Source organism: Enterobacter sp. MGH 33 (assembly GCF_000534535.1).
GTDB classification, from domain to species: Bacteria; Pseudomonadota; Gammaproteobacteria; order Enterobacterales; family Enterobacteriaceae; genus Enterobacter; species Enterobacter hormaechei_C.
Genome location: NZ_KI973212.1, coordinates 2,748,528 through 2,761,748 on the forward strand (window position 1 = coordinate 2,748,528; position 13,221 = coordinate 2,761,748).

The 13,221-nt window shown below is 56.0% G+C and carries 8 protein-coding genes and 1 pseudogene; all 9 read right to left on the reverse strand.

Annotated features, from left to right (window positions below; genetic code table 11):
- Positions 1 to 1,181, reverse strand: a pseudogene (locus L379_RS26090) (hypothetical protein); the annotation flags it as partial.
- A gap of 14 nt (positions 1,182 to 1,195) precedes the next feature.
- The gene (locus tag L379_RS11105; protein WP_080276454.1) at positions 1,196 to 3,637 is read right to left on the reverse strand and encodes a type VI secretion system Vgr family protein; all 2,442 of its coding nucleotides are present in this window, start codon (positions 3,635 to 3,637) and stop codon (positions 1,196 to 1,198) included.
- Positions 3,634 to 6,282 (reverse strand): type VI secretion system ATPase TssH, encoded by a 2,649-nt coding sequence (tssH, locus tag L379_RS11100; RefSeq protein ID WP_032653754.1) that lies wholly within the window; start codon positions 6,280 to 6,282, stop codon positions 3,634 to 3,636. Before tssH ends, L379_RS11105 begins: the two co-directional genes overlap by 4 nt.
- Positions 6,283 to 6,455: 173 nt before the next feature.
- On the reverse strand, positions 6,456 to 6,947 hold the full coding sequence (gene hcp, locus L379_RS11095) for a type VI secretion system effector Hcp (protein ID WP_022651331.1): 492 nt from the start codon (positions 6,945 to 6,947) through the stop codon (positions 6,456 to 6,458).
- Positions 6,948 to 6,952: 5 nt separating this feature from the next.
- The gene (locus L379_RS11090) at positions 6,953 to 8,623 is read right to left on the reverse strand and encodes an OmpA family protein (RefSeq protein ID WP_032653757.1); all 1,671 of its coding nucleotides are present in this window, start codon (positions 8,621 to 8,623) and stop codon (positions 6,953 to 6,955) included.
- On the reverse strand, positions 8,623 to 9,297 hold the full coding sequence (gene tssL, locus L379_RS11085) for a type VI secretion system protein TssL, short form (protein ID WP_032653760.1): 675 nt from the start codon (positions 9,295 to 9,297) through the stop codon (positions 8,623 to 8,625). The genes L379_RS11090 and tssL overlap by 1 nt, the downstream gene beginning before the upstream one ends.
- Positions 9,294 to 10,637 carry a type VI secretion system baseplate subunit TssK gene (gene tssK, locus L379_RS11080; protein WP_032653762.1) on the reverse strand — a complete coding sequence of 448 codons (1,344 nt, stop codon included), beginning with the start codon at positions 10,635 to 10,637 and terminating at the stop codon, positions 9,294 to 9,296. The genes tssL and tssK overlap by 4 nt, the downstream gene beginning before the upstream one ends.
- A gap of 13 nt (positions 10,638 to 10,650) precedes the next feature.
- Complete coding sequence (gene tssC / locus L379_RS11075; RefSeq protein WP_023324775.1) at positions 10,651 to 12,186, reverse strand: type VI secretion system contractile sheath large subunit; 1,536 nt, start codon at positions 12,184 to 12,186, stop codon at positions 10,651 to 10,653.
- A gap of 40 nt (positions 12,187 to 12,226) precedes the next feature.
- Positions 12,227 to 12,718, reverse strand: a complete 492-nt coding sequence (gene tssB / locus L379_RS11070) for a type VI secretion system contractile sheath small subunit (protein ID WP_003856899.1) — start codon at positions 12,716 to 12,718, stop codon at positions 12,227 to 12,229.
- Positions 12,719 to 13,221 lie beyond the last annotated feature (503 nt).

The following is a 13,221-nucleotide window of genomic DNA, read 5'->3' on the forward strand; positions in this document are numbered from 1 at the left end:
TTTTCTTCCGGTAGCTGACAAAAGCCCATATGCCCGAGACTGTCTCCGGCACTGACAGGCACTGGCGTGGCCGGAACATGCACATCATTAAAGACAGGCGCACTGCCTGATGCTGCCGGAGTAACTGGCGCAAGGTTGTCATCGTCGGATACCACCCATACCCGATCGCCCTTTTTCATCTTACCCAGATCGCGTCCAAGAGTGACCAGACTGAATGTTCTGGATGCGTCTTCAGCGTTTTTGCCGGGGCGGGTAAGTTGTTGCGTGGTATTACCGGATTCATAAGAGAGCGGAATATCTGCCGGCAATGTGCCTGCACTGGTGTATTGCAATACATCTTCACTACTCAGATAGTAATTCAGGACGGTACGCGAAGTGCAGTTAATCGCACCTTCCGGCTGATTAGTGTAAGGTGGCGTACATTTTGTCCACCATGACGGAACGGGGGCCGACACAGATGCTTTCAGAGAACCTTGGTCAGAAACCGTCCAGACCTTAGTGCCCGCGACGAGTATTTCTCCGGCTGCATTTTTCGTCTCAGTAGAAATAGAAACTTCCGTGAACTGACGTCTGTCGCTGCTGCGGGTTACAATATTGTTGCTTAGCATGACAATTGTGCCTGCTCTCAGATTTCCAGCTGCCCGCCCCCCCTGCAGATCATCCTTGCTTTTATAATAGCGCTGGCGGCTCGACACTATTCTGCCATGAAGATCATCCAACTGTTTATATGCAGCAAAAGGGGCCAGGTTCATATATAGGGTGAAAAATGTCAGTTCGCTGTCTTTTGTCTCACCCGGCTGGATGTAATGCTTTACCAGTACAAACGAGGTTGAGTAAAACAGGTTTTCACCTCGCCACTCTATAGCGGCATTTTCATAGTCCTTACACACGCGCCATGCGACTATCTCACCATCAGCCATGCAACGGATAAATTGCTCCCCTTTATAAGGCTCCCCGTTACGGTAGGCTTTTTCTTCCGCACTCTCCGTCCCAAGGGCACACCAGGGGATGGTGGCATCGGTAATATGAATACCGCCATGCCACATTCCCTGGCTTCCTACCAGATACAGACCTGAACTTTCCCGCTCAAGCTTCGATAACAGTTCTTCTGCAGAAGTGAACGGTTGGCCTTTAGCATCTGAAGGAACGGGAAAACTCTGTTTAGGTATAACTGCTGCCATAAAAAACCTCCGTGTTAATCACATGCCCGTTTTGCAGAACCTTTAACAGAATCCTTTTCAGGTTGTTTCTGTCGATTTTGATCACCATTTTTCGATGAGTCCGAATTATCCGTTCCTGGCTCGTTGTTAGCGCCCAGATTTAAAGAGGTTAACGGAAAATCGGGAGTGTCGTAGGGAAGACTCGCAGGAGTACCGGGAACCAGATACATTGCAACTTTCATTATCATCATCCCTTCTGAGCCATGCTCTATCCCGTTCTGGTTCAGCTTCAGGTAAGACCCACCACCGTTCAGCGTCAGCGTTTTCGGGGTGCTGATGATGATTTCGTCTTCACTGCTGGTCACCGTCAGCTGCTTTTCTGAAAACAGGGCCATCGTGTTGTGCTGAGCCTGAATTTCAATATCTCCCTGATTCGCAACCAGTTTAGCCCCGTCTTTATGGACAAACAGACCGAGAGCTTTTTCTGCCGTGACGGACAGATTTTTCATCGCACCGATATCAAGATGCTGACCTGCATTGATCATGGTGTTGCGGGTGCTACTGAGCTGAAGGTGTTCACCTGAGGACAGTGCCACCCCCTGCGGAGCGCTACCCAGCAGGACCGCAGACTGGAGATCTTTGATTTTGTCCGTCACAAGACTAATCTGGGTACTGATATCACAGACCAGCGCTCCGGCGGCTTCAGCAGCACTATTCAGCGCCTGCATCTGGCTGTTGGCCTGGTTAATCTGGTTGATGGCAGGAGCCATTTCCAGCACCGGCCCCTGGGCTTTGGCTTGGGCATCCGCCGTCAGGAACAGACCCTTTGCCGCACGTACTGCACCAAATTCGTCCGTACGCAATTCAAAACCGGCACCGCGTTTTTCTCGCTGGCCGTTGACCAGATGACCCATATTCAGCTGCGTTTTGCCATATTCTGTCGCGAGCTTGATATGCTCTTCCTGGCGCTTATCCTCCATCCGCAGCTTATTGTTCGCCGGGGTACGCCACACGTTCCGCGTATGATTGTCACTGGTGACATGGTCCGGATGTTCTGAATCATGCAGGGCATAAGCGATGTAGGGACGATCCGGGTCTCCGCCGTCAAAAACGACGGCCACTTCAGTTCCGTCGATAAGCGGGGAGTGGAATCCGTACGTATCACCGGCATACGGTTTAGCCAGCCGCAGCCACAAATAGGCATAACCGTGTTCAGTGCTGCTGCGGTCAAAGTCCAGTTTTACCCGGTATCGCCCGTCCGGGTCGAGCCAGGAATAGGTGTCACCTTTCTGTGTGCTTTCCACCCGGGCAGGCAACGAACCGGATATCACCGGACGACTGAGCAGTGCCGGACGCCAGCAGACGGTTTCGCTGTAGGGGATACCCTCAAACCTCAGCGTAAAGCTACTTTTGCGTGAACCGCGAGTGCGCACCGTGGTGATGACGATGCCTTCCTTGACGGCATCGGGTAACGTGCCGTCCGTTTCCAGTACCTGACCCGGGACCAGAAGCGGACTGGAAGAATGCCCGCTGACGCGATATTGCGCGTTCAGAATGCGTTCGTGACGCAGACGAGCGAAGTATGCCCCGGTCTCTGTACTTTCAGTATCACCTGCTGACAGGAAGGGTTCCGCGTAATGGTACGTTTCCCCGGTGGTGATCCCTTCCTTGCTGAAAATACTTTCGGCGCTGTCCTGAGGCATCAGCGCTTCGCGGTAGTTGTAGTCACGGGTGACCACACTCCCGCTCACCACATTGTATGCGGTCTGAATACCCCAGATGCTCTCCTGGCCGCAGTCACTCATCCCGGCCTGGCTGCGCAATGGCAGCGTGAGGCCAAATTCATACTGCTGCTGGCTGTCCTGAAAAATTACCACATCCTGTTCAAGACGGCTGTCCATTTCATAACGCCAGTAAATACCGACTTCAGCCAGCAGGCGCTGAATAAATTCAAGGTCAGTTTCCCGCCACTGGGTGATGAGCTCCCGAGCCGGGTACTCCCTTGAGAGCCGGAACTCAAAGTCAGGTCCTTCCAGGCCGTGTTTACACAGTACCTGTTCAACCACTTCCGTTACCGACTGGTTGAGGTAAATCTGACTGCCCTTTGTAAAACCCAAAAGCGCGATGCGGGGAACGATCTTCAGTGCGTAACGGGTCTCGTCATTTGACGTGGAAATCCGGCGAAATGACGCCACCACCCCATAAACCGTCCGGACCGGCAGCGCCGGTGCCCCGTCAAACATCGGGGTCTGAAAAGTAAATGACGCCGGTTTCAGCAGTAACGTGTCGCAGGCAATATCCGCAGAAGAACAGGTGACTGTCACATCATACCGCCATGGCTGGCTGAGTGACTCAACCGCGTTGTAACGCAGAACATCCAGGAAATCGCCGCATCCATGCACATCAACCCGGTAACGTGACTGGCCCAGCAGCTGTTGTACCGCATCGGTTGCCTGGTTGACCAGGGAACTGTTCATGAGGCTTCTCCTTCTGCTTGTTCGTCAAATGCCAGCACAATCCCCTCCTCCTCATCCCAACCCAATGTAAGATGCTGCGGCTTCTTCCCCGCCGCCATATGCATCAGCAGCTGCTGGCTCAGCACCGGCAGAATCTGCTGGTTCAGCAGGCTGTCAACATTGCGCGCCCCGGTGTCCGGCAGCAGGCAGGCATCGGTCAGTGCGTCGTACAGACTTTCGTGGATATCGGTCTTCATACCGTAGTGACGGTTGAGGCGTTTACTGACCTGCGCCAGCTTCATTTCCACGATGGTGCGCATCGCTGCCTGCGCCAGCGGACGGTAAATCACCGTCTGGAAGCGCGCCAGCAGCGCGGGCTGGAAGTGGTCCCGCAGGACAGGGCGCAGCAGTTCATGCAGATCCGGCTCTGTCGCCTCCGGCTGTTCCTCCAGCATCTGCATGATGAGGTCGCTGCCGAGATTAGAGGTCATCAGAATCACCGTGTTGCGGAAGTCAATTTCCCGTCCCTCGCCGTCGCGCATGAAGCCCCGGTCAAAGACCTGGTAGAACAGGTTCATCACATCCCGGTGCGCCTTTTCCACTTCATCCAGCAGCACCACGCTGTAGGGGCGCTTACGGACGGCTTCGGTCAGAATGCCGCCCTGACCGTAACCCACGTAGCCCGGCGGTGAGCCCTTGAGCTGCGAGACGGTGTGTGGCTCCTGGTATTCCGAGAGGTTGATGGTGATAAGGGACTTCTCGCCGCCGAACAGTTCATCGGCCAGCGCCAGGGCGGTTTCGGTCTTGCCGGTGCCGCTCGGCCCCACAAGCAGGAACACGCCCTGCGGGCCGTTCTCCGGCGCCAGACCGGTTTTGCTGGCGCGCAGGCGCTGCGCAATGGCATTCAGTGCACTGTCCTGACCGACAACGCGTTTCGCCAGACTGTGCTCAAGGCTCAGCAGTTCCGTCTGCTCGTCCTTCATCAGGGAAGAGAGCGGTACGCCCGTCCAGTCGGCGATAACGGTGGCGACGGTACGCGCATCCACATCCAGCCCCAGCAGCGGGGTATGCTTTTGTATATCGCTCAGTTGCTGTTGCAGGTCCGCCATCTCCGCCTGACGGGAGATATCAGCCCGGCAGGCCAGCAGTTGTTCCGTCAGCGCCAGCTCCTGGCCGTACTGGATTTCCCGTTCGTCGAGTTGCAGGATGATGCGGATTTCGTCCTGTTCAATGGCCGCCAGACGTTCGCCGTGGGCGGTGTTGCCCACCGCGATATCCTCCAGCAGCGCCTGCTTCTCCATAGCCAGTGCCGTGAGCTGCGCCTTCATGCGGGTCAGCGGCTCCGGCACCGTATCCAGGCTCATACGGACACGGGCAGAGGCGGTATCCAGCAAATCCACCGCCTTGTCAGGAAGCTGGCGTCCGGTCAGATAGCGTCTGGACAACGTGACGGCAGCTTTAACCGCTTCATCGGTAATATGCACGCCATGGTGCTCCGCGTAGCGTGACTTGAGTCCGCGCAGCATCAGGCAGGCGGTGTCGTCGTCCGGTTCGTCCACCTTCACCATCTGGAAACGACGCTCCAGCGCGGCGTCGCGCTCAAAGTACTGTTTGTACTCACTCCAGGTGGTGGCGGCGATGGTTCTGAGCTCACCGCGGGCGAGCGCCGGTTTCAGCAGGTTGGCCGCATCGGCGCCGCCCGCCTGGTTGCCCGCGCCGATAATGGTGTGCGCCTCGTCAATGAAGAGCAGAACCGGCAGGGGTGACTGCTGCACCGCGTCGATGATGTTTTTCAGGCGCTGCTCGAATTCCCCCTTCACACCCGCCCCGGCCTGTAACAGGCCGAGGTCAAGGGTGCGCACCGCGACCGGCTTCAGCGGGTCCGGCACATTGCCCTCATGAATGCGCAGCGCCAGTCCTTCCACGAGCGCGGTCTTGCCGACGCCCGGTTCGCCGACCAGAATCGGGTTGTTCTTGCGGCGCCGGGAAAGAATGTCCACCATCTGGCGGATTTCATTGTCGCGGCCATAGACCGGGTCGATTCTGCCCTCACGGGCGCGGGCGGTGACGTCGAGGGTGAACCTGTCCAGCGCATTCTGCAACGCCGGGTTCAGCTCTCCTGTTATATCCGCATTCACCGGACGGCCGACAAACTCCACCTCATCACCCTGCGTAAGCTCCGCTTCCTGCTGCACCTCCGGGCGTTCATCCGACTGCGCATCCAGAAGTCCACGCAGGCGCTCAAGCTGGCTCTGCGCCAGCGTCAGCAGCGGCCACAGGCCGTCGCAGCGCAGCAGTTTCGGTTTTTCCACCAGCGCCATCAGGAGGTGAATGCTGCGGATATGCTCTTCCCCCGCCAGCGAGGCGTGCAGCCAGGCGTCCTGCATCAGTGACTGCACGCCCTCCGAAAGCTGCGGACGGCTGCGCACTGACCGTGGCAGGCTGTCCAGAAAACCCAGCATATCCTGCCATATCGTATCCATATCCCATTCGTAGCGCCGCGCCAGCACCGTCAGGTCGCCCTCACCCTGCTCCAGCAGTTTCAGCAGCCAGTGCTCAGGCAGGATTTCCGCATGGGCGCGGGTCTGGCACAGGGAAGCGGCCCCCTCCATCGCGCGGGCACAGTAAGGGTTAAGACGGCGTAACAGGATGGCTGGATTTTCCATGAGACTCTCTCTTTATCAGTTCCGGACACGCTACCGCCCGTCGCTGTTCCCTGTTATTCAGGAACCCAAAGCGCATCAGGTCGGGCAGGCAGTTTGTGTTTTTCTTTGCTGACCACCCGTCAGTGCAGGCGCTCAGCAAAAAAAGCAGACGGCTGACCGTCTGCTCAGGGCTCTTACGCAGTGGCGCGTTCGTTCCAGGAATCGGAATGAATGATGTTGCCGTCCTTGTAGGTCCAGGTGATTTTTTCGTAGCGCAGTTCAATCTGCTCGAGGTGGTTGTGCTTCTCGAAAGCAGGGTCCTTGATGTCATGCATCTTCGGATTCACTTTCACCAGCTTCACGTTCTCAAGCTTCGTGTTGAAGTACTCAACTTCCTGGCCTGCGTCATTGATTCTGTACCATTTGAACTCAGCAGATTTCAGGGTCTGGCCGGTCGTCACCGCCTTGTACAGGTACGGGCTGGAGGAGTCGATTTCCTTGGTGAACAGGAACGGGGTGTGGATACGGGTGCCGGTCAGCTTGCCGGTATTGTTATCGGTCGGGATGTACAGGTTGTGCTCCTGGGCCACCACTTCGATACTGCCTTCACGGTCTTTCACGTCCACGGAACCTTTGATGTCCGCGCCGCCGTCGTCCTTCAGCCACAGATAGACTGGAATTGCCATGTTAATTACTCCGTTACATTGTTACCAGCGCCATCATCCTGCGATGACGCATGGGTCGTGCCCGGCGCCTGACAGGCATTCGCCTGCGGTACCAGACTGATTTCGACACGGCGGTTCAGCGCCCGGCCTTCCGCCGTGTCGTTGGTGGCGACAGGACGGCTTTCACCATAGCCCTGCACCGCAAAACAGCTTTCCGGCACGTCGCCTGTATCCCGCATCCAGTCGCGCACCGACTCCGCGCGCTTAAGCGACAGCACCTGGTTGGACTGGTCATCCCCGGTGCTGTCGGTATGGCCCGCCACCACAATCAGCCAGCCGGGCTTCGCCTTGATCCCCACCAGTGAGTTCACCAGCAGCTTTGTTGAGGCGGGTTTAAGCGCCCACTTTCCGGTATCGAACAGTGACATGCTGTCGAGGCGGATGATTTTCGGTACCGGTTCCATGGCGGGAGCCGGTGGCGGCACATACGTGTCAATCGCCTTCTGTAACGCCAGCCACAGACGCTGACCGGGGTAATAGCCCAGCGCATACCTGAGCGGTTCCCCCTGCCGCTGCCAGCGCTCCAGCAGAAGGGCGTCCTGTTTCAGTGCGGCAAGTGACTGCGCCTTCGGCTCATAATGGTTCATGGGGATGGCATACCAGCGCTGTAGATTCATTCCCACCTGGCGGATCAGCGCCGCGTTATTCATGGCAGAAAAACCAAGGGCAGCAAGAACGCAGGCCAGGACCCACACAATGAGACGGCGGGTGCGCTTCCCGCCCTGAACAGGTGCGCAGTAAGGCGTGAGCAACGGTAGTACCGCATCAGGAAAACGACCGGATGCCGCCGCTATTTCGTCTGTCTGCGGCAGAAGCAGGTGTGTCAGGCGACAAAGCCAGAGTGCCCATAAAGACGTATTGCTGGCTGAAGCGCCCCCGCTTTTCAGAGCCACCGCAAACGGGTGGACCGGCGGAAATAACCGATCTTCTTTCGCCAGTTCATCCATAAGAAGGGTGCGCATAAAAGCAAAGCCTTCCCGCAGCACAGGCATCAGCGCCAGACGATTTGCCTGTTGCCAGTCGTCCGTAGCCTGTGGCGTCTCATCAACAGGGTAAACAACCGGTTTGTCGCCATGGACAATAACCCACGGGGTTTCAGGGCCGGAAAACTCACCGCTCAGGATCACCGGCGGTGAGAATCCGGCGATCAGGCTCAGCTGTTTCATCTGCTGGCGCAACACTTTCAGGGTCGCGCGCAGCACCGCTTCATCCTGGTGCCCGTCGGGGTGGGTGGCATACATAACGGCGATCTGTCCGGCCTGGCGCGGCTGCCGCTCCTGAATATCGCGCACGATATCACTGAGCCTGCTGACGTCATTCACCCGCAGCCACCAGCCATGCGCTGTTTTACGCAGAGTATGCTCCCCGAACAGGGCATCCAGTCTGTCTCCGCAGACAAGAACAACCGGACCCGCATCAGCAAGTACGGGCAGATCAAAACCAGACCCGCCATTGCCCTGAGCCTGGCTAAAACGGCTTTTTCGCCGGATCTGCCAGATTGCCAGCGCAACAATGCACAGCGTCATCACGCCTTTAAACAGTGAGCCTGCCGGAACGAAGCCCCACAGAAGCCATAAAAGCGCCGCGGCACCCGCCAGTACGTGGAATATCAGAGAAACCATGACCGATTTACGCATTAATGGGGCAACTCCGGTAACTGCGCGGACAGCAGAGCCTGGAGCCAGAGATGACCGCCCCACCATACGGCACCGGTGATTACCGCCGCCGCCGCGATCCAGAACCAGACAGAGCGCAGCAGGCTGTAACGGTGTTTTCCGGTCCTGCGAACCACCAGAGAAAGGCCGGCATCAAGAGGCGGAACCCGCTCAGCAAGCGCTTTCATTGCCTCTTCACGCTGGGTCTGGCTGACAGAACCCATGCTGTACAACCCCTGGAATCCCAGCGCGAGCACCCGGTGATAGCAGGTCAGAACGGCCATGTTTGGCGCTGGCTGGCGCAATACTTCCGCAATACGATCCCACAGGGCTTCACCTGCGTGCAGCGACCCAAAATAGCGCGCCTGTAGCGGCGCTTTTCGCCAGGCTACCTGGCCCGCATCAGCATCTGCCCCGTCAGGCAGTTTTCTGCTCATGACCACTTCGTCAAGTAGCGCACACTGCGCATAAGAGATATGATCGATACTGGCTTCATCATATCCTGCACGATCCAGCGCCTCGCGCACGCTTTCCACATGTTTGCAGCAGGTGTCGTACAGCACATTCCCGTCAGGCGTTGTTGCCCCCTGCTTAAGCAGGGTGACGGTGAGCCAGGTCTCCGCCATCAGAGCATCGATATCGGTTTCTTTTCTCATGATCGCAGTACCGCAAACAGTTCAAGTTCAAGCTGTCCCAGCAAAGCAGGCACATAGAACATACATATCCCCTGCTCCAGCATGTCCCGTGCCGCAGCACTTTCCATGTCCAGCGCGAAGTACTGGTTCTCCATTCGCACCGGTAACGCAGCAGGCACGCGATTCACGGCAATGAGTGGGATCCCCTGCAGCGCAACGGTGGAAATCGCATTCACATCATCCGGGGAACCCGCCTTGCATAATGTCGGGAATTTCTCCGCCACCTGCCAGGCCGGAACGTCAGACCGGACAGAGAGCCAGAGATCGGCTTCTTCACGCAGCCGGATGTCGTGCAGCGAGGCTTTCCAGGTCTGGGCGTCAGGACGGGACATCTCCAGCGCTATCACACGGGACGGCAGGCTAGCTTCCAGTAAACCGGCGATCAGTTCAAACAACGGTGGAAACGTCATTTCAGGCCGGGCGTGGTCATAGCCAGGGATTGCGTCCAGATCGCTGTCCAGAGAAAACGTCAGCATACTGCCCGCAAGCCGCGCAAGCTCCGCCCACACCTGTTCCGGATGGCGAGCCGGAAAACGTTCAAACTCCACCAGCACCCTGGCATGAGAGTTAAGCGCATTGAGAAGCCAAAAAAGAGAAACATCCGCCACAGCAAAATCCGCCAGGCGCTCATTACTTTCCCGACGCATGGACATCAACCGTTGGCGGCGGGAGCGAAGCTGGCGGTTCAGTAACACCAGCCTTTCCCGCATCGCCGGGCTGGCAGAAAACAGGGCCATAGGCGGAATGAATGCCGGATCATGACGCCAGCTCCCCTGCCCGTCCCGGATCAGCCGTGCAACCGGACAGCACTGCCACGACGCGTTATCCTCATGCTCAAAACGGATCGCCAGATTAAAGCGGGCAACAGCGACGGACTCCTCTTCGCTGCCAAACGCATCCTGAACATGCACCCACTCTTCACGGTAACGGAGAGGCCGATCGGCCACTGCCGTTTCCTGAAGCACGTTATTCAGTCCGGACTGCATTAACGGCAGGGCAATTACCACCGTGACCGCGTCTGAATGCTGCGATAAATCCAGTTCGCGCGGCTCCGGAGGCAGATCGCTGACTGACGTATCCACTAGCGTGCCATCCGGCAGCCAGACCCGCAGTTGGGTAATCTGAATCAGACCCGTACCCAGCAGCCTTTCATCAAATTCCACCTGCTCAACGCCCCACGCAAACGGCGAGGAGAGCGCCGCCACGCCTGTGCTGCGAAACGTTTCCCAGTCGGACTGTTGCTGGAATTGTTGAGGGGACAGCAACGCCCCCTCGTTCCACAGCGGACGATAAATTTTCATCCCTGTTACCGCCTTACGCTTTCGCTTTCGGCATCTGGCTCACCAGAGACAGGTTCACATCCATGCCTTCCACCTGGAAGTGCGGCACCGCAAACAGCTTCACGCGGAAGAAACCCGGGTTGTCTTCGATATCTTCCACCACCACCTTCGCGTCACGCAGCGGATGAGAAGCCTGCAACTCATCGCCCGGATCGGTCATTTCCGTCACCAGACTACGCACCCAGGTATTCAGCTCCAGCTCCAGCAGACGGCGGTCCTTGGTGGTGCCGATGTTCTCGCGCTGGATGAGCTTCAGGTAGTGCGCAATACGCGACAGCAGGAAGATGTACGGCAGACGTGCGTTGATGCGGCTGTTGGCCGTGGCATCTGCGGTGTCGTACAGCGCCGGTTTCTGCGCGGAGTTCGCCGAAAAGAAGCAGGCATAGTCGCGGTTTTTGTAATACGAGAGCGGGATAAAGCCGAGGTTGGCGAACTCAAACTCGCGGGTCTCCGGGATCATCACCTCAGACGGGATTTTCACCTGGTTGCCGGTACCCAGATCGTACAGATGAATAGGCAGGTCTTTCACCGCCCCGCCCGCCTGCGGGCCACGGATCTGCACGCACCAGCCGTTATTGATGAAGCTCTTCACCATGTTTGACGCAAAGGAGAACGACGCGCTGGTCCACAGGTATTTCTCGTGATCCGGGCCTTTCACCTGCTCAACGTAGTTAAAGCTGCGTACAGGTACGGTGTCCGGGCCATACGGCAGACGCCCCAGCACGCGCGGCATCACGAGGCCGATGTAGCGGGCGTCGTCGGTGTCGCGGAAGGATTTCCACTTAATGTACTCGGCGCGGTCGAAGTAGTTGCCGATATCCTTAATTGCAGCGACCTCTTCCATGGAGTCTTTCAGGAAGAATTTCGGACCGACAGAGCCAATAAACGGCATATGTGCGGCAGCTGACACTTTAGAGATGTTGCGCAGCAGCGCCACATCCTGCGGGCTGGCGTCAAATTCATAGGATGAAATCACGGAGCCAATCGGCTCGCCGCCCGGGGTGTCGTATTCGGCGGTATAGGTGTGCCAGTAGAGGCCGCTCTGGATAAGTTCCGGCGCGTCTTCAAAGTCCTGACGCAGATCTTCTTTCGACACATCCAGAATTTCGGTTTTCACGTTCTGGCGGTAGTCGGTGCTGTCCACCAGCTGCTTCAGGCCGCGCCACAGGGACTCCACCTTCTGGAACTCCTGGTGATGCATTACGGCATCCAGCTGACGGCTAATCTGGAAATCCAGCTCAGCGATATGGTGGTCAATCAGCGTTTTGTCGAGCTTCTCCACCGGCTGACCGGATTTGCGGATGCAGTCCATAAACACCTGCATCGCCGCCGTCAGGCGTTCACCCGCCGGAGCGTCAGAAAGCGCGGCGTCATCCAGAAACGCATTGATATCCCCCAGGCTGGAGGCCGGGGTCAGGTTGATTTTTTCAAACAGGGAGGCGTAAACGCCCTCTTTTTCCAGTACGGTGGTCTGCCCCTGCGCGGAGGCGGTTTCAGTATTCACAGACATCAGCATATTCCCGGTTAATCCATTAAATTACACATGCCGCTTATTTCGGGGCCAGTGCACTCATTTCGTCGCGTAATTCCTGAGACAGCGCCGGGTCTTTAAGAATTTTCTCGAGTTCTTTTCTGAAAGTGGCGTTATCAAGGAGATTGGATTTGAGGTCGCGTAATAAATTACGCATGGCCAGCATGGCGCGGAGCTGGGGGATCTGGCGGGCAACCTGTTCAGGTTCGAAATCCTTAATATCGGAGAAATTCAGTTTTATGCTTTCTTCCGAACCATCCCCGGCCATTGTGTTAGGAACCGTCAGATTCACTTCCGGGTTAAATTCCGAAAGTACGCTGTTGAAGTTATTTTTATTGACGTTAATTTTCTCCCTTTCCGATAATGGACGATTCTCTTTTCCATTACTGAAATCACCGACGGTGAGGAGTTTAAGCGGCAGTTCGATTTTCTTCTGCGCGCCACCTGTATGCAGAGCCAGCTTTAAGTTTATGCGTGCCTTGGGCACCTCATTCTGGAATGAATCGGCCATAGCAGTCCCTTTCTTTAAAAGAAATAAATGTTAAGTGAGTGACGTTTCTTTACAAAACCATATTAGAGCAAAAGCCCATTTAAAATCAACTTATCAGATCAAAGATCTACCATTAGACTTTTCTTAAGAATATTCCACTAAATTATTGTACTCATAAATGCCATAGATACATGACACGCAGTAAAAATTAACTATTTATTCACATTAATTTGGCAGAAATGACTGCTTTGATTGGAAATATTGAACTTATTGTTCCATGAGGTTGAATAATTGATTTACATCAATGCATTTATTAACGCGTCCCTTAACAGTGCAGAGAAATAAGGTTTTAATTCAATAAATGGCCTGAATATGAAAAATCCTGTATCGGACAAATTTAATCTTAAAAAAAGTAATGACTACACTGCTACTGGAATGGCGAATAAATGACTACGCGTTTTTCGATATACGGGAGGAAGAATCTCTCTGAAGATATTCATCATGACAATGAGTGATGGGCTGAT